The organism is Streptomyces longispororuber (assembly GCF_014656095.1).
Lineage (GTDB): Bacteria > Actinomycetota > Actinomycetes > Streptomycetales > Streptomycetaceae > Streptomyces > Streptomyces longispororuber.
On sequence record NZ_BNBT01000008.1, the window covers coordinates 85,415 to 110,190 of the forward strand.

The 24,776-nt window shown below is 70.3% G+C and carries 21 protein-coding genes and 1 pseudogene; 12 read left to right on the forward strand and 10 right to left on the reverse strand.

The window, feature by feature from the left end; translation table 11 throughout:
* Window positions 1–222: 222 nt before the first annotated feature.
* The 4 genes from IE330_RS04775 (at window position 223) to IE330_RS04790 (ending at window position 4,029) form a co-directional block, all read left to right on the forward strand.
* The gene (locus IE330_RS04775; RefSeq protein ID WP_190134576.1) at window positions 223–903 is read left to right on the forward strand and encodes a PadR family transcriptional regulator; all 681 of its coding nucleotides are present in this window, start codon (window positions 223–225) and stop codon (window positions 901–903) included.
* 59 nt (window positions 904–962) lie between these two features.
* A complete protein-coding gene (locus IE330_RS04780) occupies window positions 963–2,045 on the forward strand; it encodes an inositol-3-phosphate synthase (RefSeq protein WP_190134577.1) in 1,083 nt (360 codons plus the stop codon).
* Window positions 2,046–2,123: 78 nt separating this feature from the next.
* Entirely contained in the window at window positions 2,124–3,389 is a 1,266-nt protein-coding gene (locus IE330_RS04785; protein WP_190134578.1) for an MFS transporter, read from the forward strand.
* Between the two features lie 127 nt (window positions 3,390–3,516).
* Entirely contained in the window at window positions 3,517–4,029 is a 513-nt protein-coding gene (locus IE330_RS04790) for an LppU/SCO3897 family protein (RefSeq protein WP_190134579.1), read from the forward strand.
* A 262-nt stretch (window positions 4,030–4,291) separates the two neighbouring features.
* On the opposite strand, the gene IE330_RS04795 is transcribed toward IE330_RS04790, so the two are convergent.
* The gene (locus IE330_RS04795) at window positions 4,292–5,758 is read right to left on the reverse strand and encodes a CCA tRNA nucleotidyltransferase (protein ID WP_190134580.1); all 1,467 of its coding nucleotides are present in this window, start codon (window positions 5,756–5,758) and stop codon (window positions 4,292–4,294) included.
* 227 nt (window positions 5,759–5,985) lie between these two features.
* Between IE330_RS04795 and IE330_RS04800 the strand changes: the two genes are divergently transcribed.
* From IE330_RS04800 to trxA, 7 genes are all read left to right on the forward strand, one after another.
* Window positions 5,986–8,454: a DUF6049 family protein gene (locus IE330_RS04800; protein ID WP_190134581.1), complete on the forward strand. Its 2,469-nt coding sequence runs from the start codon at window positions 5,986–5,988 to the stop codon at window positions 8,452–8,454.
* A gap of 47 nt (window positions 8,455–8,501) precedes the next feature.
* The gene (gene murJ, locus IE330_RS04805) at window positions 8,502–11,135 is read left to right on the forward strand and encodes a murein biosynthesis integral membrane protein MurJ (RefSeq protein WP_190134582.1); all 2,634 of its coding nucleotides are present in this window, start codon (window positions 8,502–8,504) and stop codon (window positions 11,133–11,135) included.
* A gap of 118 nt (window positions 11,136–11,253) precedes the next feature.
* Complete coding sequence (locus IE330_RS04810) at window positions 11,254–12,954, forward strand: protein kinase family protein (protein WP_190134583.1); 1,701 nt, start codon at window positions 11,254–11,256, stop codon at window positions 12,952–12,954.
* 36 nt (window positions 12,955–12,990) lie between these two features.
* On the forward strand, window positions 12,991–13,749 hold the full coding sequence (gene sigM, locus IE330_RS04815; protein ID WP_190134584.1) for an RNA polymerase sigma factor SigM: 759 nt from the start codon (window positions 12,991–12,993) through the stop codon (window positions 13,747–13,749).
* Window positions 13,746–14,846 (forward strand): RsmA family anti-sigma factor, encoded by a 1,101-nt coding sequence (locus IE330_RS04820; protein ID WP_190134585.1) that lies wholly within the window; start codon window positions 13,746–13,748, stop codon window positions 14,844–14,846. The genes sigM and IE330_RS04820 overlap by 4 nt, the downstream gene beginning before the upstream one ends.
* A 222-nt stretch (window positions 14,847–15,068) precedes the next feature.
* On the forward strand, window positions 15,069–16,031 hold the full coding sequence (gene trxB / locus IE330_RS04825) for a thioredoxin-disulfide reductase (RefSeq protein WP_190134586.1): 963 nt from the start codon (window positions 15,069–15,071) through the stop codon (window positions 16,029–16,031).
* 40 nt (window positions 16,032–16,071) lie between these two features.
* Window positions 16,072–16,401 (forward strand): thioredoxin, encoded by a 330-nt coding sequence (gene trxA / locus IE330_RS04830; RefSeq protein ID WP_308438981.1) that lies wholly within the window; start codon window positions 16,072–16,074, stop codon window positions 16,399–16,401.
* Between the two features lie 162 nt (window positions 16,402–16,563).
* Here the strand turns inward: trxA and IE330_RS04835 are convergent, their stop codons facing one another.
* The 9 genes from IE330_RS04835 to rpmH all read right to left on the reverse strand — a co-directional run bounded on the left by IE330_RS04835 (window position 16,564) and on the right by rpmH (window position 23,528).
* Window positions 16,564–17,181, reverse strand: coding sequence for a GNAT family N-acetyltransferase (locus IE330_RS04835; RefSeq protein WP_190134587.1), 618 nt, complete (start codon window positions 17,179–17,181; stop codon window positions 16,564–16,566).
* Window positions 17,182–17,535: 354 nt separating this feature from the next.
* Complete coding sequence (locus tag IE330_RS04840; protein ID WP_190134588.1) at window positions 17,536–18,645, reverse strand: ParB/RepB/Spo0J family partition protein; 1,110 nt, start codon at window positions 18,643–18,645, stop codon at window positions 17,536–17,538.
* Window positions 18,642–19,718, reverse strand: coding sequence for a ParA family protein (locus tag IE330_RS04845; protein WP_190134600.1), 1,077 nt, complete (start codon window positions 19,716–19,718; stop codon window positions 18,642–18,644). The genes IE330_RS04840 and IE330_RS04845 overlap by 4 nt, the downstream gene beginning before the upstream one ends.
* A 263-nt stretch (window positions 19,719–19,981) precedes the next feature.
* Window positions 19,982–20,698, reverse strand: coding sequence for a 16S rRNA (guanine(527)-N(7))-methyltransferase RsmG (rsmG, locus tag IE330_RS04850; RefSeq protein WP_190134589.1), 717 nt, complete (start codon window positions 20,696–20,698; stop codon window positions 19,982–19,984).
* 97 nt (window positions 20,699–20,795) lie between these two features.
* Entirely contained in the window at window positions 20,796–21,308 is a 513-nt protein-coding gene (locus IE330_RS04855) for a Jag family protein (protein WP_190134590.1), read from the reverse strand.
* A gap of 14 nt (window positions 21,309–21,322) precedes the next feature.
* A complete protein-coding gene (yidC, locus tag IE330_RS04860) occupies window positions 21,323–22,639 on the reverse strand; it encodes a membrane protein insertase YidC (RefSeq protein WP_190134591.1) in 1,317 nt (438 codons plus the stop codon).
* A gap of 3 nt (window positions 22,640–22,642) precedes the next feature.
* A complete protein-coding gene (yidD, locus tag IE330_RS04865; protein ID WP_190134592.1) occupies window positions 22,643–23,002 on the reverse strand; it encodes a membrane protein insertion efficiency factor YidD in 360 nt (119 codons plus the stop codon).
* A complete protein-coding gene (gene rnpA, locus IE330_RS04870) occupies window positions 22,999–23,370 on the reverse strand; it encodes a ribonuclease P protein component (protein WP_190134593.1) in 372 nt (123 codons plus the stop codon). The genes yidD and rnpA overlap by 4 nt, the downstream gene beginning before the upstream one ends.
* 20 nt (window positions 23,371–23,390) lie before the next feature.
* Complete coding sequence (gene rpmH / locus IE330_RS04875) at window positions 23,391–23,528, reverse strand: 50S ribosomal protein L34 (protein WP_016644655.1); 138 nt, start codon at window positions 23,526–23,528, stop codon at window positions 23,391–23,393.
* A 387-nt stretch (window positions 23,529–23,915) separates the two neighbouring features.
* Here rpmH and IE330_RS04880 point away from each other — a divergent pair.
* A pseudogene (locus IE330_RS04880) lies at window positions 23,916–24,776 on the forward strand (chromosomal replication initiator protein DnaA); the annotation flags it as partial.

Sequence of the window (24,776 nt, forward strand, 5' to 3'; positions counted from 1 at the left end):
GTATGCATGGCGCACAGACTACGCACCGTCAAAACCCTCTTAGGACCGAAGTTCACCCCAAATCAGGCAAGTTACATCCTACGAATCGGTGATGTGACGCCGTTCACCGTTCCCCCTCTTGTCGCAGCAGGCACGCCGCCCTATCGTCGTGATGTATCGAGTCGATACATCAGCTCGGCATAAGGGCCGCGGCGGGCAGACCAGGACAGACGGGAGGAGACCATGAGCAGGCGCTCCGGCATCCTCGAGTTCGCGGTCCTCGGCTTGCTCCGCGAGTCCCCGATGCACGGCTATGAGCTGCGCAAACGGCTCAACACATCGCTGGGTGTGTTCCGCGCCTTCAGCTACGGGTCGCTGTACCCCTGCCTGAAGACCCTGGTCGCCAACGGCTGGTTGATCGAGGAGTCGGGCACGGCCTCCACGGAGGCCATGACTCCACTCTCCGGGCGCCGCGCCAAGATCGTCTACCGGCTGACCGCGGAAGGTAAGGAACACTTCGAGGAACTGCTCTCGCAGACCGGCCCCGACGCGTACGAGGACGAGCACTTCGCCGCCCGCTTCGCCTTCTTCGGGCAGACCTCGCGGGACGTGCGGATGCGGGTGCTCGAAGGGCGCCGCAGCCGCCTGGAGGAGCGCCTCGAGAAGATGCGCGCCTCCCTGGCCCGCACCAGGGAGCGCCTCGACGACTACACGCTTGAGCTGCAGCGCCACGGGATGGAGTCCGTGGAGCGCGAAGTGCGCTGGCTGAACGAGCTCATCGAGAGCGAGCGCGCGGGGCGCGACCAGCGGTCCGGCCCCGCGAGCTCCGCACAGCAGAACAGCACATCTGGGGAGTCGGACGTCCTGCCCCGGCGGCGGGGGGACAACCCGCCGCCGGATACGTCCGACGACACCGCCAAGTGACGCCCCGCACTCCGCGGGGTGTCATCCGGAATACCGAGATCACACAGGGAGCAACCGGAATGGGTTCGGTTCGCGTAGCCATCGTCGGCGTGGGCAACTGCGCCGCCTCGCTGGTCCAGGGCGTCGAGTACTACAAGGACGCCGACCCGGACACCAAGGTCCCGGGCCTGATGCACGTCCAGTTCGGTGACTACCACGTCAAGGACGTCGAGTTCGTGGCCGCCTTCGACGTGGACGCGAAGAAGGTCGGCCTGGACCTCGCGGACGCCATCGGTGCCAGCGAGAACAACACCATCAAGATCTGCGACGTGCCCCACACGGGCGTGCAGGTCCAGCGCGGCCACACCCACGACGGTCTGGGCAAGTACTACCGCGAGACCATCGAGGAGTCCGCCGAGGCCCCCGTCGACGTCGTCCAGGTCCTCAAGGACAAGCAGGTCGACGTCCTCGTCTGCTACCTGCCCGTCGGTTCCGAGGACGCGGCGAAGTTCTACGCCCAGTGCGCCATCGACGCCAAGGTCGCCTTCGTCAACGCCCTCCCGGTGTTCATCGCCGGCACCAAGGAGTGGGCGGACAAGTTCACCGAGGCCGGCGTCCCGATCGTCGGTGACGACATCAAGTCGCAGGTCGGCGCCACCATCACGCACCGCGTCATGGCGAAGCTGTTCGAGGACCGCGGTGTCCGTCTTGAGCGCACGATGCAGCTCAACGTCGGCGGCAACATGGACTTCAAGAACATGCTGGAGCGCGACCGCCTCGAGTCGAAGAAGATCTCGAAGACGCAGGCCGTCACCTCGCAGATCCCCGACCGCGAGCTGGGCGAGAAGAACGTCCACATCGGCCCGTCCGACTACGTGGCGTGGCTCGACGACCGCAAGTGGGCCTACGTCCGCCTCGAGGGCCGCGCCTTCGGCGACGTCCCGCTGAACCTGGAGTACAAGCTCGAGGTCTGGGACTCCCCGAACTCGGCCGGTGTCATCATCGACGCCCTGCGCGCCGCGAAGATCGCCAAGGACCGCGGCATCGGCGGCCCGATCCTGTCGGCGTCCTCGTACTTCATGAAGTCCCCGCCGGTCCAGTACTTCGACGACGAGGCCTACGAGAACGTCGAGAAGTTCATCAAGGGCGAGGTCGAGCGCTGAGCGCCCTCGACCCGCGGTGAGTAGGGGTCCCCGGACGAACGCGTCCGGGGGCCCTCGCCGTATGTGAGGCTGTCCCCCATGGCTGTCGTCGGTGACCTGCGCGTTCTGCTGCGCTTCCGCGACTTCCGGCGGCTGCTGGCCGTACGGCTCCTGTCACAGGGCGCGGACGGCGTCTACCAGGTCGCGCTCGCCACGTACGTGGTCTTCTCGCCGGAGAAGCAGACGTCGCCCGCGGCGATCGCGTCGGCGATGGCGGTGCTGCTGCTCCCGTACTCGCTCGTCGGCCCCTTCGCCGGTGTGCTGCTCGACCGCTGGCGGCGGCGCCAGGTCCTGGTCCACGGCAACGTGCTGCGGGCCGCGCTGGCATCCCTGACGGCCGTCCTGATGTTCAGCGGCGCCCCGGACTGGCTGTTCTACGCCTCCGCGCTGTGCGTCACCGCCGTCAACCGCTTCGTGCTCGCGGGGCTCTCCGCGGCCCTGCCGCGCGTCGTCGACACCGATCGCCTCGTCATGGCCAACGCGCTGTCGCCGACCGCCGGGACGCTGGCGGCGACCGCGGGCGGCGGCCTCGCCTTCGTCGTCCGCGTCGTCGTGGCCGACTCGGACGCGGCCGTCGTCCTGCTCGGCGCCGCGCTCTACCTGTGCTCCGCGCTCGCCGCCCTGCGCATGGCCCGCGAACTGCTCGGGCCCGACAGGCCGCCGGTGCGCCCGCGGCTCGTGGCCGCGCTCGCGGGCACCGCGCGCGGCCTCCTCGCGGGGGTACGCCACCTCGCGGCCCGGCGCCCCGCCGCCCACGCCCTGGTGTCGATGACCCTGATGCGGTTCTGCTTCGGCGCCCTGACGGTGATGGTGCTGATGCTGTGCCGGTACGCGTGGTCGTCGGGGGAGCCGGGCGGGGACGACGGGCTCGCGCTGCTCGGGATCGCCGTCGGGGCTTCCGGTGCCGGCTTCTTCGTCGCCGCCGTGGTGACGCCGTGGGCGGCCGGCCGCCTCGGCGCCCGCGGCTGGATGGCGGTCTGCGCGGCTGCCGCCGCGGTGCTCGGCCCCGTGCTCCTGCTGCCGTTCGCCCCGGTCCCGGTCCTCGCGGCCGCCTTCGTCATCGGGTTCACCACCCAGGGCGCGAAGATCGCCACGGACACGGTCGTGCAGTCGACTGCCGACGACGGCTTCCGCGGCCGGATCTTCTCCCTGTACGACGTGTTGTTCAATGTCGCCTTTGTCGGAGCGGCGGGCGTGGCGGCCCTCATGCTGCCCCCGGACGGCAAATCGGCCCCGTTGGTTGCGTCCGTGGCCCTGATCTACGCGGCGATTGCTGCCACTCTGGCCAGATTTGACGCCCAGTAAGTGTCACATCAATGCCACAGAGGCCCGCTGAGCTACGTCACGCGCACAGGAGCCGGATAGCTTACGGAGGTCTTTTCGCGCCATCGCGCTTCCGTCCCAGCGTCATGCTTCTTCTAGGGGGATCCCCGTGTCCACTCCGCCGCCCCAGGGCCAGAACCCGTTCGCCCAGGGCCAGCAGCCCTACGGCCAGCCGCAGGACGCGGGCGCTCCGCAGTACCCGGGCGCGGCCCCGTACGGCCAGACGCCCCCGCCCTACCCGCAGCACCCGGGGGCGCCGCAGCAGGGTGTCCCCTTCTACCAGGGCGGCCCGGACCCGATAGCGCCGCCCAAGAAGAGCAAGAAGAAGTTCATCATCATCGGCGTGGCCGTCCTCGGCATCCTCGGCCTCGCGGGTGCCGCCGTCGTCGCCGGCCAGGACGAGGCCGCGGCCGCCGAGGTCGGGGACTGCATGAGCATCGGCAACCCGGACAGCAGCACGGACCCGGACCTGAAGATCGTGGACTGCGGTGACACGAAGGCCAAGTACAAGGTCATACAGAAGAAGGAGAGCGGCTCCTGCGACCGTACGAAGTACGCGGAGTACCGGGAGACCGGTGCCGGTGACGACTTCACCCTCTGCCTGCGGCCGCACAAGCCGTAAGGCCGTGGAGCAGCCGGCCGCGTCGTAGAGCTGGACCGCGCCTTAGAGCAGCGGACCGTGCCGTAGAGCCGTAGACCGTAGAACCGTAGCCAGTGACCACCCCATGGTGGTGGTCCGAGGCGCCGAGGGGCCATGTTTCACGTGAAACATGGCCCCTCGGCGTATCTGTGCCGCGCGTGCGACATCTCTCCCTATGTCCCTTGACGCGCGAAAGGGGCGGTGTTTCACGTGAAACACCGCCCCTTTCGCCGTAAGCCGCCCGTCAGCTCTCCGCGGCCCACCACTCCTTGAGCGCCGCGATCGCCGCGTCGCGCTCCATCGGCCCGTTCTCCAGGCGCAGCTCCAGCAGGAACTTGTAGGCCTTGCCGATCACCGGGCCCGGGCCCACACCCAGGACCTCCATGATCTCGTTGCCGTCGAGGTCGGGGCGGATCGCGTCCAGCTCCTCCTGCTCCTTGAGGCGGGCGATGCGCTCCTCGAGGCTGTCGTACGCCCGCGACAGCGCGCTGGCCTTGCGCTTGTTGCGGGTCGTGCAGTCGGAGCGGGTCAGCTTGTGCAGCCGCTCCAGGAGCGGGCCCGCGTCGCGCACGTAGCGGCGTACGGCGGAATCCGTCCACTCGCCGGTGCCGTAGCCGTGGAAGCGCAGGTGCAGCTCCACCAGGCGGGAGACGTCCTTGACGAGCTCGTTGGAGTACTTGAGCGCCGTCATCCTCTTCTTGGTCATCTTGGCGCCCACCACCTCGTGGTGGTGGAAGGAGACCCGGCCGTCCTTCTCGAAGCGACGCGTCTTCGGCTTGCCGATGTCGTGGAGCAGCGCGGCGAGCCGCAGCGTCAGGTCGGGCCCGTCCGTCTCCAGAGCCATCGCCTGCTCAAGGACGATCAAGGTGTGGTCGTAGACGTCCTTGTGGCGGTGGTGCTCGTCGCGTTCCAGGCGCAGCGCGGGGAGCTCCGGCAGGACGCGGGCGGCGAGGCCGGTGTCCACCAGGAGGGCGAGGCCCTTGCGCGGGTGCGCGGAGAGGATCAGCTTGTTCAGCTCGTCGCGGATGCGCTCGGCGGACACGATGTCGATGCGCTCGGCCATCGCCGTCATCGCGGCGACGACGTCCGGGGCCACGTCGAAGTCGAGCTGCGCGGCGAAGCGCGCGGCCCGCAGCATCCGCAGCGGGTCGTCGGAGAAGGACTCCTCAGGGGTCCCGGGGGTGCGCAGGACCCGCTCCGACAGGTCGTCGAGTCCGCCGTGCGGGTCGATGAACTCCTTCGCCGGGAGCGCCACGGCCATCGCGTTCACGGTGAAGTCACGGCGCACGAGGTCGTCCTCGATGGAGTCGCCGTAGGACACCTCGGGCTTGCGCGAGGTCCGGTCGTACGCCTCCGAGCGGTAGGTCGTCACCTCGATCTGGAAGCGCTGCTCGGCGCCGTCCGCGCGGGCGTCCTTCTGGCAGCCCACCGTGCCGAAGGCGATCCCGACCTCCCACACCGCGTCCGCCCATGGACGGACGATCTTCAGTACGTCCTCGGGGCGGGCGTCCGTGGTGAAGTCGAGGTCGTTGCCGAGCCTGCCGAGGAGCGCGTCCCGGACCGAACCGCCGACCAGGGCGAGCGAGAACCCGGCCTCCTGGAAGCGGCGGGCGAGGTCGTCCGCGACAGGCGAGACGCGCAGCAGCTCGCTCACAGCGCGGCTCTGCGCTTGGCTCAGGGCACGGGGATTGTCTTCGTTGGCGTTCGGCACAACAGAAAAGGGTACGTGCCCCGGCGGCCCCCGGCTTCCTCGATTTCCACCGCCCCCGCGTCGGCCGTCCACGGCGCTCACCTCGGCCCTTCCAGCCACCCCGGCACGGTCTTCCGATCTTGTGGAGCGGTCCGCGGCACTTAGGCCCTGCGCGTCTCGTTACCATGCGTGGACGCAGCAACCGACAACCACCGACACAGCGGACGACAACGAGGGACGGGCAACGCGTGGCCGAGGCGGCAGACTTCCCGGGGACCGGCCCCTCACCTGCCCACCGATGGTTCCGGCGGGCAGCGACACTGCTGGTCGGAGGGGGTCTGCTGGCCGGTCTGCTCCACCTTCCCGCGGACTCCGCCGCGTACGCCGCCGTGCCGGTGTCGGGCCAGGCCGCGGCAGGCGCGAAGACCGCCGGTCAGGGCGCGCCGGGAAGCTCCGCCCAAGGCGTACGCAACGCCTCCGGCACCGCCGTGCGGACGGGCTTCAAGGCCGACACCACCGGCTCCCGGACGGTCGACGTCTCCCTGGACTCCCTGACGCCCGGCGCCCCCCGCAAGGGCGACACCGTCACGGTCTCCGGCACGGTCACCAACGAGGGCCGTCAGCCGGTGACCAAGGCGCAGGTCGGCCTCCGTCTCGGGGCGCCCCTGGGCGGGCGGAGCGCGATCGACGCCGCCGCGCAGCGCGAGGGGTTCCAGCCGGGCTCCGACGGCACCGAGGTCGGCGGCAAGTACATCCAGAAGTTCGCCAAGCTCGCCCCGGGCGTCCCGCAGCGCTTCAGCGTCTCGGTGCCCGTCAGCGCCCTCGACCTGGGCATCGACGGCGTCTACCAGCTCGGCGTGGCGCTGACCGGCCAGACGGCCGCCCAGCCGTACCCGCAGGTCCTCGGCATCGAGCGGACGTTCCTGCCCTGGCAGGACGGCGCGGCCGAGACGAAGACCAGGACCACGTACCTGTGGCCGTTGATCTCCACCACCCACCTCACGGCCCGGACCCGCTCCGACGAGCAGCAGACGCCCGTCTTCACGAACGAGGACCTCGCCAAGGAGATCCAGCCCGGCGGCCGCCTCGCCCAGCTCGTGACGCTCGGCAGCCAGCTCGACGTGACCTGGGTGATCGACCCGGACCTGCTGGTGTCCGTCGACGCGATGTCGGAGAAGTACGACGTCGAGGGCCCCGACGGCACGACGGTGCCGGGCCGGTACCAGTCGGTCGCCAAGCAGTGGCTCAACGAGCTGCAGAAGACGGTCAAGGGCAAGAAGGTCGTCGCGCTGCCCTTCGCCGACCCCGACCTCGCCTCGCTCGCGCACAGCGGCAAGGCCGTCTCCGGGTCCCTCGGCCACCTCAAGGAGGCCACCGAGGTCGGCCTCGACGCGGTCACCTCGATCCTGCACGTCAAGGCGACGGCCGACTTCGCGTGGCCCGCTGAGGGTGCCGTCGACCCGTCGATCGTCGACGTCGCCACGTCGGCGGGCGCCCGCCGGGTGATCGCCCGCAGCGACAGTCTGCGCGAGACCAACAACCTGCCCTACACGCCCAGCGCGGCCCGCCCCATCGGCGGCGGCACCACGGCCCTGGTCGCCGACGCCCGGCTGTCCACGGCCTTCCAGGGCGACATGACGCGGTCCGAGGACGCGACGCTGGCCGTCCAGGAGTTCCTGGCCCAGAGCCTCATGGTCACGCTCCAGGACAACAGGCAGCGCCACCTCGTCGTCGCCCCGCAGCGCACGCCCACCGCGAGCCAGGCCCAGGCGATGGCCACGGCCCTGAAGGCCCTCGACGACGAGCGCTGGTCGCAGCCGCAGGACCTGGCCGCGGCCGCGAAGGCCAAGCCGGACCCGGCCGCCACCACGCAGGTGCCGTCGGCCGCCGCCTACCCGGCGTCGCTGCGCAAGCAGGAGATGCCCCGGTCCGCGTTCGAGAAGCTCCGGATCACCAAGGACAAGCTCGACCGGTTCAAGATGATCCTGTCCGAGCCGGACCGCGTGATCACGCCCTTCGGGCGGGCCATGGACCGCGAGATGTCCACGTCGTGGCGTGGCCGCCCCGCTGAGGCGCGCGGCTTCCGCGAGGGCGTGCGGCAGTACCTGACCGGCCTGATGCACCAGGTCGGGCTGATCAAGAAGTCCAACGCGAAGCTGTCGGGACGCAGCGCGACGATCCCGGTGACGGTCCAGAACAACCTGGTCCAGGGGGTCGACCACCTCGTACTCCGGCTGACGTCGACGAACCCCACGCGACTGAAGATCGGCGACGGCCTCTACGAGGAGCAGCCGGTCAAGATCACGGGCGGCGGTCACACCCAGTCCGTCAAGTTCACCACCACGGCCAACGCCAACGGCCGGGTGCCGGTCTACGCCCAGCTCTACACCGAGGACAACCAGCCCTACGGCGAGGCCGTACGGTTCGAGGTCAACGTCACCGAGATCACCCCCACGGTGATACTGGTCATCGCCGGCGGCGTCCTGCTGCTGGTCCTCGCCGGGTTCCGCATGTACACCCAGCGCAAGCGCGCGGCCCGGCTCCAGGCGGAGACCGGCCCGGACGGCGGCTCCGACGGGGACGACGGCATCGCGTCCGGCACCACCCCCGGCAGCGGTTCCGACGGCGGCGATCCCGAGCAGCCGAGTGACCCGGCGCCGGACACCGCTCCCGAAAGCACCGAGGCATCGCAGACGGGTGAGAGAGTGGACCGTTGAGCGATGTCGTGGCCGGTGGGCCCGCGGACCATGAGGTGGGGTAAACCATGAACGCGCCGTACGACGGTGAGCGCGGCCAGGGCGCGGGCGGCTCCGGCGCGGCCGGGGGCCGACCTCCAGGCCCTCATGACGAAGGCCAGGTGCCGCAGCAGCAGGCACCCGACGCCTACCTCCAGGACGCCTACGCGCAAGACCCCTACCGGGCCCAGGACCTCTCGGCCCAGGACCCGGTCACCGAGGCGCTCTACGACCACGCCGCGCACCCCCCGCCCCCGCCCGGCACGTACCAGGACCCCCAGCACCTCTACGCCCAGCCGCCGCCGTCACCGCACGCCCCGGACCCCCGTGTGTGGGCGCAGACGCCGCCCCCGGAGCCGGACGGCGTGACCATGCACCTCCCCTACGGCGACGACCCCCGTACGACGCAGTACGTCGGCGTCGACGACCTGGTCAGCCAGGCCGGGGAGGAGCGGCACCAGCCGGACGCCTTCGCGCACCTCTTCCGCGACCAGCAGAGCAGCGGCTACCCCAACCCGCGCGGTGGCGCGCCGCACGAGCAGGACCCGCACCTGGGCAGCGGCTACCGCCCCGACCCCCGCGGCGAGGCGCACCAGCCCGGGGGCTACCCCGGCCAGGGCCAGTCCGGCTACCCCGGGCAGCAGGGCGCCGGGCACCATGACCCGCGGCAGGGCGGTTACGACCAGGGCCGGCAGGAGCCCGGCTATCCCGACCAGGGCACCGCGTACCCCTACCAGCAGGGCGCCGCTCCCTACGCCGACCAGCAGGGCGGTGCGCAGTACGCGTATCCGCAGCAAGACCAGTACCACCCCCAGAGCGGCACCCCGTACGTGAACCACCAGAACGCCCCCTACGCCCACCAGCAGCAGGGCGGCTACTACCAGGACCCCGACCCGCAGGGCGGCCCGTACCAGGACCCCCAGGCGTACGACCCGCAGTACGACATCGTGCGCCCGCCCGCGGAGTCCCCCACCGTGCCCGTCCCGGCGGCGGAGCCGACGCCCGCCCCGGCCGCGCCCCCGGTGAAGTCCGGCGGCCGCGCGTCCAGCCTGCTGAAGTCCAGCGCCGTGATGGCCGCGGGCACGATGGTCTCCCGGCTCACCGGCTTCGTCCGCTCCGCGATGATCGTCTCGGCCCTGGGCATCGGCCTGCTCGGCGACACCTTCCAGGTCGCCTACCAGCTCCCGACGATGATCTACATCCTCACCGTGGGCGGCGGCCTCAACTCGGTCTTCGTGCCGCAGCTCGTGCGCGCCATGAAGGACGACAAGGACGGCGGCCAGGCGTACGCCAACCGCCTGCTGACCCTCGTCATGGTGGCGCTCGGCGTGCTCACCGTGATCGGCTGGTTCGCGGCGCCCTTCCTCGTGCACCTGCTGTCCACCCCGGTCGCGAGCGACCCGGACGCGAACGAGGTCGGAGTCACCTTCGTCCGCTACTTCCTGCCCTCGATCTTCTTCATGGGCGTCCACGTCGTCATGGGGCAGATCCTCAACGCACACGGCAAGTTCGGCGCGATGATGTGGACGCCGGTCCTCAACAACATCGTCATCATCGCGACGCTCGGCATGTTCCTGTGGGTGTACGGCACCTCCGAGAAGTCCGGCATCCGCGTCACGAACATCCCCGACGACGGCGTGCGCCTCCTCGGCGTCGGCGTCCTGCTCGGGCTCGTCGTCCAGTCGCTGGCGATGATCCCCTACTTGCGCGAGACCGGTTTCAAGCCGCGTCTGCGCTTCGACTGGAAGGGCCAGGGCCTCGGCAAGGCGGCCATGCTCGCCAAGTGGACGTTGTTCTTCGTCCTCGCCAACCAGGCCGGCGCGATCGTCGTGTCCCAGTTGGGCACCGCGGCGGTCAAGCACTCCGGCATGGACGGCACCGGCTTCTCCGCCTACTCCAACGCCCAGCTCATCTGGGGCCTGCCGCAGGCCATCATCACCGTCTCGCTCATGGCCGCCCTGCTGCCCCGCCTGGCGCGCTCCGCGCACGAGGGCGACACCGGCGCGGTCCGCGACGACATCTCGCAGGGCCTGCGCACCTCGGCCGTCGCGATCGTGCCGGTCGCCTTCAGCTTCGTCGCGCTCGGCATCCCGATGTGCACCCTGATGTTCGGCTCGTCCGGGATCAACGGCGCCACCCGCATGGGCTACATGCTGATGGCCTTCGGCCTCGGCCTGATCCCCTACTCCGTGCAGTACGTCGTCCTCCGCGCCTTCTACGCGTACGAAGACACCCGCACCCCCTTCTACAACACCGTCATCGTGGCCGCCTTCAACGCCGCCGCCTCCGCGCTCTGCTACGTGGTGCTGCCCGCCCGCTGGGCCGTAGCCGGCATGGCCGCTTCGTACGGCCTCGCCTACGCGATCGGGGTGGGCGTCGCCTGGCAGCGGCTGCGCAAGCGGCTGGGGGGCGACCTGGACGGTGCGAACGTGGTGCGTACGTACGCCCGCCTCGTGATCGCCTCGGTGCCGGGTGCGATTCTCGGCGCCGCGACCGGGTACGCGATCACGAAGGCGATGGGGCAGGGCGTCATCGGCTCGCTGGCCGCGCTGGTCGCCGGCTGCGCCGTCCTCTTCGGGGTCTTCTTCCTCGTCGCGCGGCGCCTGCGCATCCAGGAACTCAACTCCCTCGTCGGTACGGTACGGGGGCGCCTGGGACGCTGAGGCACGGCAGTCCGCACAACCATCGTCGGCCATCGCGTGTCGTGCATAGCGGCGGACTGTGGGCACAATTGGCTTTGGCGTCTGACGAAGCGCAACGGATGGGGAGGCAGGAACGACGGTGGCGGAACGGAGCACGGCTGCCGTCGACGTGGCAGATACCAGCGGTGACCAACCGCTGACCGCGAAGGCGGAGCAGGCCACGGCCGACGGGGTGGCCCAGACCCGGGAGCGGGACACGGCGGACGACAGCGCGGCGAAGAAGAAGGGGCGCTCGACCCCGCCCGGGGCGACCACACCCCCCGAACTGCACAGCGGGCACAAACTCGCCAGGCGCTACCGCCTCGAGGAGTGCGTCACCCGTCTGGACGGTTTCAGCAGTTGGCGCGCGGTGGACGAGAAGCTGCGCCGGGCGGTGGGCGTGCACGTGCTGCCCGCCGACCACCCCCGCGCCCGCTCGGTCCTCGCCGCGGCCCGGTCCGCCGCGCTCCTCGGCGACCCGCGCTTCGTGCAGGTCCTGGACGCGGTCGAGGAGAACGACCTCGTCTACGTCGTGCACGAATGGCTTCCGGACGCCACGGAGCTGACCACCCTCCTCGCCTCCGGTCCGCTGGAGGCCCACGACGCCTACCAGCTCGTCCACCAGGTCGCCCAGGCCATGGCGGCCGCCCACCGCGAAGGCCTCTCCCACCTTCGTCTGACGCCCGGGGCGGTCCTGCGCACGTCCTCCGGGCAGTACCGCATCCGCGGCCTCGCCGTGAACGCGGCGCTGCGCGGCATCAGCTCCGAGACGCCCCAGCGCACCGACACGGAGGCCGTCGGCGCCCTGCTGTACGCCGCCCTGACCCAGCGCTGGCCGTACGAGAACGACGCGCACGGCCTGTCCGGGCTGCCCAAGGACGTCGGCCTGATCCCGCCGGACCAGGTCCGTGCCGGTGTGCACCGGGGTCTGTCCGAGCTCTGCATGCGCGCGCTGGTCAACGACGGCGCGACCGCGTCCCGCCAGGAGCCCGCCTGCGCCACGCCGGACGACCTGGTGAAGGCCATCGGCGAGATGCCCCGCGTCCGCCCCCCGGAGCCGGCCTTCGCGGCTCCGCCCGAGTACCAGCGCCCGTCCTTCCAGCAGGGCTCCTACGGCCGCACCGCGCAGCCGCCGGGCGTGACCCAGCCCGTCCCGCCGCCGCCCCCGCTGCAGAGCCGCACCGGCAAGGCGCTCAAGTGGGCGGTCTCCGCGCTGCTCATCGCCGCGCTCGGGCTCGGTAGCTGGCAGCTCGCGGACGCCCTGATGGACCGCGACGGGAAGTCGGGGGACTCCGGGACGACGCGGACGTCCGAGGGCGGCGACAAGAACAAGTCCAGGCCCGGAAAGCCGATCCAGGTCGCGAACGCCCTGGCGAGCGGCATCGGCGGTGCGTTCAAGAAGTCCTACGAGAACGGCTCCTCGCTCTGGCGCACCTCGACGTACCAGGACGGGCCGCGCCTCGCCCCGTACCAGCCCGGCGCCGGCATCGTCTACGACCTGGGGTCGACGAAGGAGATCTCCGACGCGGAGATCGAGCTGCTTTACAGCGGCGATCGCACCTCGATCGAGCTGTACGCGTCCGATTCGATGGCGCCCAAGGGGCCCGTCGACTCCATGAAGAAGCTCGGCAAGGGCTCCACAACCGGCTCCACCGTGAAGCTCAGGGCGGACGCCAAGGTGAAGACGCGGTACGTGCTCCTCTGGGTGACGGAGGTGCCGAGGGTCGCGGCCGAGCAGTACCGCGAACCCGGCTTCCGCCAGGCCATCAAGAACGTGCGGTTCAAGGGCTTCAAGGGCTGAGGACCGGCACATCTCACCAGGGGGAGGGGGTTGGAGGTGGACGACGCCGCGCGCGGCGAGCTGAGCGACCAGGACCTCCTGTCCCGGCACGTCGCCGGTGACACGGATGCCTTCGGGGAGCTCGTCCGCCGCCACCGCGACCGGCTGTGGGCGGTGGCCCTGCGCACTCTGGGAGACCGTGAGGAGGCCGCGGACGCCGTCCAGGACGCCCTGGTCTCCGCCTACCGCGCCGCCCATACGTTCCGCGGCCAGTCCGCCGTGACCACCTGGCTGCACCGCATCACCGTGAACGCCTGCCTCGACCGGGCGCGCAAGGCCGCCTCCCGGAAGACCTCGCCCGTCGAGGACACCGAGCGCCTGGACCAGCTCCTGGAGCCCCACGAGTCCGCGGCGGCGCCGGTCGAGCGCGGTGACCTGCACCGCGAGCTCCTGCGGGCGCTGCGCACCCTGCCGCCGGACCAGCGCGCCGCCCTCGTCCTGGTGGACATGCAGGGCTACCCCGTCGCCGAAGCGGCCCGCGTCCTCGACATCCCCACCGGCACGGTGAAGAGCCGCTGCGCCCGGGGCAGAGCGAGGCTCCTGCCCCTCCTGACCCATCTGCGGACCGAACCGCCGGGCGAGAGCGGCGCCGGCAGCCCGGGCACCCAGGGTGGCGGCAAAAAGGCCGGCCCAGGAAGGAACCGGACGCAGGGGACAACCGTCCCACCGGCAGCGGGCCCCTCGCGTACGGAGGGTCCCCAGGACCCGGGACCCGGCGATTCAGCGGCAGTGAAGGGCGGAGGTGGGCGAGCGTGACCACGACGACGGACTCGGCTGGGCACCCGGACGTCTCCGAGATCTCCGACCTCACCGAGGGCCTGCTCTCCCCGTCCCGCACCCACGACGTGCGGCGCCACCTGGACGACTGCGCGCTCTGTACCGACGTCTACGACTCCCTCGAGGAGATTCGCGGCATGCTCGGCACGCTCCCCGGCGTCCCACGCATGCCCGCCGACGTCGCGGAGCGCATCGACGCGGCACTGGCGGCAGAGGCACTCCTGGATGCCACGGCGACCGACGGAGCGGGTACGCCCGCACGCGGTGCCGAGACGGCCGAAGCAGTCAGTCAGGCGGCGGCCAGCGAGTCCGTCGTCGATGTTTCACGTGAAACATCGACCGCCGGGGCGAGCACACCGGACTCCGACTCGACGGTCTCGGACCCGGTACCGGACACACCGGACGACGCCTCGGACGCCTCGGGCGCCTCGGGCGCCTCAGGCCCGTCGGCCACGTCCGGCAAGCCGGTGGCCTCTGTCGGCGCCACCCCGGGGAGCGGTGCTCCACGGCCCGCCGGGCACGCCCGTGCGGCCACCGGTCCGGGGCGCGGCGGGCGTCTGCGGGGCAGGCGGCGCCGTACTGCCGTCCTCGGTGCCGTCGTGGGCGCGGCCGCTCTGAGCCTGGGCACGCTGCTGATCCAGCCGTGGGACACCGGCTCGAAGGGCACCACGGCCGGCCGGTCGGAGGGCGCGCACACGTTCTCCGAGGACAAGCTTGAGGACCGGGTCAGCAAGCTCCTGGCGAAGGAGCCGTCGATCACGGGTGTCGGTACCCCGGGTCCCAAGTCGAGCGTCGGCTCCCAGTCGAGCCCGAACGGCCCGAAGAAGGGCTCGACGATGCAGGACGAGTACGTCCAGGTGCCGGCCTGTGTCGAGCGGGGCCTCGACGGCCGCACCCCGCTGGCCGCCGACAAGGGCACGTACAAAGGCAAGAGCGCCTACCTCGTCGTCGTTCCGCACGACTCCGACGGCGCGAAGGTGTCCGCGTACATCGTCGACGCCTCCTGTGTGAACGCGTCCTCGTCGCCCGACGCGACCGGCAAGGTGCTGCTCACCGAGTCCTACGCCCGGAACTGAGCGGGCCCCTCCGCGAGCCCCGGGCCTTGCCCGCGCGCCTCGTCGGACACGCCGGACGTCGGCGCCGGTCGGACGCGCCCCTGCGAGCCGCGTGCGCCGCTTCCGTGTGCTCGGACACGTTTGGGAATGCGCGCCCCGTAGGATCCGTTGGGTGGGGTGAGAGCCCTGAGACAGGCACCCGCCAGCAGTACGCAGCAGTCTTCAGAGACGAGGAATCAAGCCGTGACCGACGTCCGTAACGTGATCATCATCGGCTCCGGCCCCGCCGGCTACACGGCGGCGCTCTACACCGCGCGCGCGTCCCTGAAGCCTCTGGTGTTCGAGGGTGCCGTCACCGCGGGCGGCGCGCTGATGAACACCACCGAGGTGGAGAACTTCCCCGGCTTCCAGGACGGCATCATGGGCCCGGAGCTCATGGACAACATGCGCGGGCAGGCGGAGCGCTTCGGTGCCCAGCTCGTTCCCGACGACGTGGTCTCCGTGGACCTCACCGGTCAGATCAAGACGGTCACGGACACGGCCGGCACCGTCCACCGCGCGAAGGCGGTCATCGTGGCGACGGGTTCCCAGCACCGGAAGCTGAACCTGCCGAACGAGGACGCGCTCTCCGGCCGCGGCGTCTCCTGGTGCGCGACCTGCGACGGGTTCTTCTTCAAGGACCAGGACATCGCCGTCATCGGTGGCGGTGACACGGCGATGGAGGAGGCGACCTTCCTCTCCCGGTTCGCCAAGTCCGTCACCATCGTCCACCGTCGCGACAGCCTGCGTGCCTCCAAGGCGATGCAGGAGCGCGCCTTCGCCGACCCGAAGATCAAGTTCGTCTGGGACAGCGAGGTGGCCGAGATCAAGGGCGAGCAGAAGCTCTCCGGTCTCACCCTGCGCAACGTCAAGACGGGCGAGACGTCCGAGCTGCCGGTGACCGGCCTGTTCATCGCGATCGGCCACGACCCGCGCACCGAGCTCTTCAAGGACCAGCTCACGCTGGACGGCGAGGGCTACCTGGTGGTCGACGCGCCGTCGACCCGGACGAACGTCCCCGGTGTCTTCGCCGCCGGTGACGTCGTGGACCACACCTACCGCCAGGCGATCACCGCGGCGGGCACCGGTTGTGCCGCCGCTCTGGACGCCGAGCGCTTCCTCGCCGCCCTCGTGGACAGCGAGAGCGCCACCACTGCCGCTGTCTGATTCCCCCTCCCGCCCCACCGCACCATGTGAGGAGCCCGCCGTGGCCGACCTGAAGAACGTGACCGACGCCTCCTTCGAAGAGGACGTCCTCAAGAGCGACAAGCCCGTCCTGGTGGACTTCTGGGCCGCCTGGTGCGGTCCGTGCCGCCAGATCGCGCCGTCGCTCGAGGCCATCGCCAAGGAGCACGGCGACAAGATCGAGATCGTCAAGCTCAACATCGACGAGAACCCGGGCACGGCCGCCAAGTACGGCGTGATGTCGATCCCGACGCTGAACGTCTACCGCAACGGCGAGGTCGCCAAGACCATCGTCGGCGCCAAGCCGAAGGCCGCCATCGAGCGCGACCTGGCGGACTTCATCTCCGAGTAAGGCACCGTCTCATCGGTGCCGACCGCGACGGCGGCACGCGATGTTTCACGTGAAACACGAAGGGGCCGACCCAGAGGGTCGGCCCCTTCGCTTGTCCCGGTGCGGGTCCAGTCCCCTCGGGACGGCCGCGTCACCGCCATCGCCGTCAGCTCGTCGCCCCTGTCAGAGGGGCCGGAGGGCTGGTTCCTTCTGTACCGCTCCGAGGAGACGGTCGAGGGCCATCTCCACGTCTTCCTTCCACGAGAGCGTGGTGCGCAGCTCCAGCCGCAGACGGGGGTAGGCCGGGTGCGGGCGGACGGTCTTGAAGCCCACCGCGAGGAGATGGTCGGCGGGCAGCAGGCAGGCGGGCTTCTCCCAACGGGCGTCGCCGAACGCCTCGATGGCCTTGAAGCCACGGCGCAGCAGATCCTTCGCGACCGTCTGCACGATGACGCGGCCGAGACCCTGCCCCTGGTAGCCCGGCATGATCCAGGCGGTCATGAGCTGGACGGCGTCAGGCGAGACGGGGCTCGTGGGGAAGGCCGTGGACCGCGGCACGTAGGCGGGCGGCGCGTAGAGCACGAAACCCACCGGAACCTCGTCGACGTAGACGACGCGGCCGCAGGACCCCCACTCCAGCAGGACGGCGGAGATCCACGCTTCCTTCTCCAGTTCGGGCGTGCCCGCCTTCAGCGCGGCTTGGCCGCTGACCGGGTCCAATTCCCAGAAGACGCACGCGCGGCAGCGCTTGGGAAGGTCCGGAAGGTTGTCCAGCGTGAGCGGTACGAGCCGTCGCCCCATGAAGGCGGTTCCTCACTTCCTTCGCCCGCGGCGCCACGAGCAGCCGTCAGTGCGCTCCGTTCCCTGAGCAGGCTTCCGACGAACCCACCGACCGCGCCCAGTCCGAGCCCGGCGGTCACCAGTCCGGTGCGGCTCACCGTTCGCATGGCCCTGCCTCCCCTTAGCGGTGCCGTCAGGTGATGCGCCATACCGAACGCATCGTATCCACGAAGTGATTGCATCGATACCGGAAGAAAGCAAAGAGCGGGCCGTGTTCCGGCACACACCGGACACGGCCCGCTTCCCTGAGCGTCACGCGGCTGCGCCACGTCGCCCGCCGACCTGACAGACGCTTGCGACGGAGAGCTCTGAGGCTCAGTCCTGCTCGTCCCCGGTGGCGTCCTCGACCTCGGCCAGGCCTCGCTTGAGGACCTGTCCCTCCTCGGGAGCGAGCGTGGAGAGGATGCGCTCCAGGTCCTCCAGCGAGGCGAAGTCGACGACGATCTTGCCCTTCTTCTGACCGAGGTCGACCCGGACCCGGGTCTCGAACCGGTCGGAGAGGCGCGTGGCGAGGCTCGTCAGAGCGGGGGACACGCGCGTCCCGGCCCGGGGCCCCTTGGCCTTCGGCTTCGTCTGGGGCCGCGACCCCATGAGGGTCACGATCTCCTCGACCGCCCGCACGGAGAGCCCCTCGGCCACGATCCGGTAGGCGAGCCGGTCCTGCTCCTCGGGGTCCTCGACGGACAGCAGCGCCCGGGCATGGCCCGCGGACAGCACACCCGCGGCGACGCGGTTCTGTACCTTCGGCGACAGCTTCAGAAGGCGCAGCGTGTTGGAGACCTGCGGCCGGGAACGGCCGATCCGGTCCGCCAACTGGTCATGCGTGCACTTGAAGTCCTTCAGGAGCTGGTCGTAGGCCGCCGCCTCTTCCAGCGGGTTGAGCTGGGCGCGGTGCAGGTTCTCCAGCAGCGCGTCCAGGAGGAGTTTGTCGTCCTCCGTCGCCCGCACGATGGCGGGGATGGCTTCCAGGCCGGCCTCCCGGCACGCGCGCCAGCGCCGCTCGCCCATGATGAGCTCGTACCGGGACGGCCCGAGCTGCCGTACGACGACGGGCTGGAGGAGCCCGACCTCCTTGATCGAGGTCACCAGCTCGGCGAGGGCGTCCTCGTCGAACACCTCGCGCGGCTGTCGCGGGTTGGGCGTGATGGAGTCGAGCGGCAGCTCCGCGAAGTGCGCCCCGGCCGGCTGGCGCAGTTCCTCCACCGTGTCGTGCGCGGGCTCCTCCGTCTCCCGTGGCACGAACCCGGAGCCCTGCGGCAGCGAGGCCACCTTGGCCGCTGCCACCCCGCGCTCCGCGGTCAGCACGGGCACGGCGGTGGGCGAGGTGGACACCCCGTTCGTACTCGGCGCGACCGACTTCTCTGTGGGAGCCGCAGGGATCAGAGCGCCGAGGCCCCGGCCCAACCCTCTCCGTCGCTCGCTCACTGGATCCCCTCCGTCATGGTGTGCTGGTCTTTCTGCGTGCCCGTGGCACCGTGCTGCACGTCGTACCGTACGCCGACCCCGCGCAACGCGATCTCTCGCGCCGCCTCGAAGTACGAGAGGGCACCGCTGGAGCCTGGATCGTAGGTCAGCACGGTCTGGCCGTAGCTGGGAGCCTCGGAGATGCGCACGGAACGCGGGATGCTCGTCCTCAGCACCTCGTCACCGAAGTGGCTCCGGACCTCCTCGGCCACCTGGGAGGCGAGCCGGGTCCGGCCGTCGTACATGGTGAGCAGGATCGTCGACACATGCAGACGCGGGTTGAGGTGACCGCGCACCAGGTCGACGTTGCGCAGGAGCTGACCGAGGCCTTCCAGGGCGTAGTACTCGCACTGGATAGGGATCAACACCTCCGCACCGGCCACCAGGGCGTTCACCGTCAGCAGCCCCAAGGAGGGCGGGCAGTCGATGAGGATGTAGTCCAGCGGCTGCTCGTACGCCTGGATCGCCCGCTGCAGTCGGCTCTCGCGGGCCACCAGCGACACCAGCTCGATCTCCGCACCGGCGAGATCGATGGTGGCCGGGGCGCAGAACAGGCCCTCGACATCCGGGACCGGCTGCACGACCTCGGCAAGAGGCTTGCTCTCCACCAACACGTCGTAAATGGACGGCACTTCGGCGTGGTGGTCGATCCCGAGGGCTGTGGAGGCGTTCCCCTGCGGGTCCAGGTCGATCACCAGGACGCGCGCGCCGTGCAAGGCCAGCGAGGCGGCAAGGTTGACGGTGGTCGTCGTCTTGCCCACTCCACCCTTCTGGTTGGCGATGACCATGACGCGGGTCTGCTCGGGCCGCGGCAGGCCCTCGCCCGCGCGTCCGAGAGCTTCCACCGCCAGTTGGGCAGCGCGACCGATGGGGGTGTCGTCCATCGGGCTCGGTGTTTCACGTGAAACATCCTCCCCCGCCGACTCGGTACGGGGACCGGGGACCGGTTCGGTCATCGGTCCCGCGATGTTGGCGTCGGACCGCAAGGATTCACTCTCCTCGACTTCAGGCTCGCAATGAACAGAGCCTCCCATGCTTTCGGGGTCGTGAACCAGCGAGGCCCGGTCTTCTGTGGACGAATCCGTCTCTGTGGACAACTCCGTTCCCTTATCGAGGGAACCAAGTGGCCGACGCTCGCGAGGTTCGGCAGCGCGACCGCGACTGATGATGCCATGCAGCAGTGAGCGACGTTTCACGTGAAACACGATGCACGGCAACCGGGGTGCCGCTGGTGCGACACCCCGGTATGCGTACGTTTGACAGCTTTTGTGGAGTACGGCTCGTCGTCCAGAACGGATCAGCGACGACGGCGGGTCCGACCGGTCCGCGCGGCCTTGGCGCGCTTGGCGGCGAAGCGCACACCGCCCGGGCTCTCGCCCACCTCGACGCGTACGACGGTGGACAGCGGGTCCACGATCCCCTCGCCCACCTGAACCACGGACACGGATTCGGCACCGAGCTTGCTCAGCGCGGCTCCCGCCGCCTTGACCTCTTCCTCGGCGGTGTCGCCCTTGAGCGCCAGCATCTCGCCGTAGGGACGCAGCAGCGGGACACCCCACCCGGCGAGGCGGTCCAGCGGGGCCACGGCGCGCGCGGTCACCACGTGGACGGGCGGCAGCTTACCGAGGACCTCCTCGGCACGGCCACGGACGACAGTCACGTGGTCCAGGCCCAGGAGCTCGACGACCTCGCTGAGGAAGTTCGTGCGCCGCAGCAGCGGCTCAAGGAGCGTGATCTTGAGGTCCGGGCGCACGAGGGCGAGCGGGATACCGGGCAGCCCGGCACCGGAGCCCACGTCGCACACCGTCACGCCCTCGGGGACCACCTCGGACAGCACGGCGCAGTTCAGCAGGTGCCGCTCCCACAGCCGGGGAACCTCGCGGGGGCCGATGAGGCCACGCCGCACTCCCGCCTCGGCGAGCAGCTCCGCGTACCGGACCGCGTCCGGGAACCGCTCACCGAAAACCGTGCGCGCCTGCTCCGGCGCCGGGGGGAGCTCCGCTTCCTCCGTCACGGGGACCGTCCTTCCGTACCGCACTGGGTCGCTGACTATCAGGCTGACAAAGACCGGCCCCGTCTGCGAACAGACGGGGCCGGGAACGAGCTGTCGATCAGGCGGGGAGAACCACGACGAAGCGCTGCGGCTCCTCGCCCTCGGACTCGCTGCGCAGGCCGGCGGCCTTGACCGCGTCGTGCACGACCTTGCGCTCGAAGGGCGTCATCGGCTGGAGCCGCACCGGCTCGCCGGAGCTCTTCGCGTCCGCGGCGGCCTTGGCGCCCAGCTCGGACAGCTCCTCGCGCTTCTGGGCGCGGTAGCCCGCGATGTCCAGCATCAGACGGCTGCGGTCGCCGGTCTCCCGGTGCACCGCGAGCCGGGTCAGCTCCTGGAGCGCCTCCAGGACCTCACCGTCGCGGCCGACCAGCTTCTGCAGGTCGCGGCTGCCGGTGTCGCTGATGATCGACACGGCGGCGCGGTCGGCCTCGACGTCCATGTCGATGTCGCCGTCGAGGTCGGCGATGTCCAGCAGACCCTCGAGGTAGTCCGCCGCGATCTCCCCCTCCTGCTCGAGGCGGGTGAGGGTGTCGCCGGCCTCAGCGGCGGAGGTGGTGGTGCCTTCCGTCACGGGATGGACTCCTTCTACTTCTTGGACGGGTGCTTGGGCCGCTGTTGGCCCTTGCGCTGTCCGGACTTGGCTTTGCTGCGGGTGCCCTGGCCGGGCTGACCGCCCTTGGTGCCACCGGCGGTCTTGCCCTTGGCCGGCGTGTTCTGCGGCGTGTCCTCGGACTTGGTCAGCGACGTCTTGGCGTCGGCCCCGCCGGAGGCCGCGGAGTCCGTCGAGGCGTCGTCGGCCTTGGCTCCGCTCGCGCCCGTGCCGGCCTGGCGCTTGGACTTGCTCTGCCGCTTGGGCTGCTGCCGCTTGGGCGCAGCGGCGGGCGCACCGTCCTCGGTCGTGGTGGCAACGGTCTCGCTGACGATCACGGTGCCGTCGGCCTGGGCGGCGAAGCCCGCCTTGTTCAGGCCGTTGATGAACTTGCGCTCGTACTCGTTGCGGTCGCGGCCCTTGGCGACGATGGCCTTGACGGCCCGGGTCTGGCCGCGGCCGCGGGTCTTGCCCGCGGTGGTGATGTGCTTCTGCAGGCGCTCCAGGTACGCGGCCTGGGCCTTGGAACCGGGGGTCGGGTTCTGGCGGATCACGTACATCTGCTGGCCCATGGTCCACACGTTGGTGGTCAGCCAGTAGACGAGGACACCGACCGGGAAGTTGATGCCGAAGACGGCGAACATGATCGGGAAGACGTACATCAGCATCTTCTGCTGCTGCATGAACGGCGTCTTCACCGTCGTGTCGACGTTCTTCGTCATGAGCTGGCGCTGCGTGAAGAACTGCGACGCCGACATCAGGATGATCATGAGCGCGGTGACCACGCGCACATCGGTCAGCGAGGCGCCCAGCGAGGCGACCTTGTCGGCGCTGTCCGTGAACTTCACCGCGAGCGGGGCACCGAAGATGTGGGCGTCACGAGCGCTGTCGAGAAGCTGCTGGTCGATGACGCCGACCTTCTTGTTCGACGCGATGCCGTTGAGCACGTGGTACAGCGCGAAGAAGAACGGCGACTGCGCCAGGATGGGAAGGCACGAGGAGAGCGGGTTGGTACCCGACTCCTTGTACAGCTTCATCATCTCTTCGGACTGACGCTGCTTGTCGCTCTTGTAGCGTTCCTGGATCTTCTTCATCTCGGGCTGCAGCGTCTGCATGGCCCGGGTCGCCTTGATCTGCTTCACGAAGAGCGGGATCAGGCAGATGCGGATCAGGATCACCAGGGACACGATCGACAGGCCCCAGGCCCAGCCCGTATCAGGGCCGAAGATCGCACCGTACAGTTTGTGGAACTGCACGATGACCCAGGAGACGGGTGTCGTGATGAAGCTGAAGAAACCGGCAATCGTGTCCACTAATCAGGCTCCTTGAGCATGGGACGGGGTCTCGGCGGCCGGGCTCACGGGAGCCGGGGGAAGGTCCCCGGACGGCACGCCAGCGGCGGAGGGCCCGCCCTTGCGTGCGCGCCAGGAGGCGCGCAGCATCTCGTGCCACCGCGGACGCTTACGCGGCGGGACATGGTCGACACCACCGAGCGACCACGGGTTGCACCGCAGGATGCGCCAGGCAGTGAGCGCCGTTCCCTTGATCGCGCCGTGGCGGTCGATGGCCAGATAGCCGTAGTGGGAGCACGACGGGTAGTACTTGCACACCGGGCCGAGGAGTGGACTGATCGTCCACTGGTACAGCTTGATCAGCGCCAGCAGCGGGTACTTCATCGCGCGCCCCCTCCGAGGAGGCGCCGCAGGGCGGCGTCCAGGTCGTCGGCCAGCTTTGCGTAGGTGGCGTCGCCCGCGCCGGGCAACGCTCGTACGACCACCAGGCTACCGGGGGGAACCAGGGCCAGTCGGTCGCGCATCAGATGGCGAAGTCTGCGCTTGACCGTGTTGCGTACGACGGCTCCACCCACGGCCTTGCTCACGACGAAACCCGCACGCGTCGGGGGAACGCTCTCCCCTGGCACGTGCGGGTCCGTTGCACCGCTGCGTAGGTGGACGACGAGTAGCGGGCGACCGGCCCTGCGTCCTCGGCGTACCGCGGTCGCGAAGTCCTCGCGCCGCCTCAGCCGATGCTCGGTAGGCAGCACGACGTCATGACCTAATGCGCTTAGGCGGACAGGCGGGCGCGACCCTTGCTGCGGCGGGACGCCAGGACGGCGCGGCCGGCACGGGTGCGCATACGCAGCCGGAAGCCGTGGGTCTTCGCGCGACGACGGTTGTTCGGCTGGAAGGTGCGCTTGCTCACTCGGGGGCTCCAGTAATGACTCGTGTGGTGGCGGGTATCGCCTGGCTGTCACCGTGCGCCCACGAGAAGCTCACAGAAGCTCACGTAGTAGGCACCGAGTGCACCGCTTCACAATCACAGACCGTGATCTTTGCCCATCGGAGGCAGGCGGCAGCAGCCATCGACAACTCGACCTGGTTACGGTACGCGGGGCTACGCCATCCGGTCAAACCAGCGGTCGGGGGGAGACACTGTGCACAGCCTGTGGACAACAACTTGAACCGCACCCGTCGCCCTGACTACCGTGGCTGAACTCCGATTCGTTCCCTTCCCCCCGCCCCTGTCGATTTCCGTCCCGACCCGTCCCAAGAACCACACCTTCGTGGGACCTGTGAGAGAGCGTGCCCTGTGGCTGACGTACCTGCCGATCTTGCCGCAGTGTGGCCAAGGGTTCTCGAACAGTTGCTGGGCGAAGGCCGGGGGCAGGGCGTCGAGGCGAAGGACGAGCACTGGATCCGGCGGTGCCAGCCGCTGGCGCTCGTCGCCGACACGGCGCTGCTGGCCGTGCCCAACGAGTTCGCCAAGGGCGTCCTGGAGGGCCGTCTCGCCCCCGTCGTCAGCGAGACGCTGAGCCGCGAGTGCGGGCGTCCGATCCGCATCGCGATCACCGTCGACGACTCCGTGGGCGAGCCCCAGACGCCGCCCGCGCCGCCGGTCCAGCACCACCAGCAGCGCTACGAGGAGCAGCCCTCCCGGTACGAGGAGCAGTCGTCCCGCTACGAGGAGCAGTCGTCCAGGTACGAGGAGTCACCTCGGTACGAGGAGCCCGAGCTGCCCCACGGCTCCAGTCAGGGCCATGACACGTATGACGGCTACAGCCGCCGCCCCGGCGACGAGCGCCCCGCGAACCCGCGCTCCGAGCAGATGCCGACGGCCCGGCCGGCCTATCCGGACTACCAGCGTCCAGGCGCCTGGCCGCAGCAGCCCCAGGACGACTACGGCTGGCAGCAGCAGCGGCTCGGCTTCCCCGAGCGCGACCCGTACGCGAGCCCCGGGCAGCAGCACGACTACCGCTCGCAGGAACGCTCGCCGTACGACCGGCTCTCGGAGCGCCAGGGGCAGGAGCGCCACGACCGGCGCGAGCGCCACGACCTGCCCGAGTCGTCCAGCGGCGGCTCCTCGGCCGCGGGCCCGCGCGACGGCGGCGATCGCGGTGGCCGCGGGGGCCGCGGCGGCCCCGGGGGCCACAACGGCCCCGGTGCCCCCGTC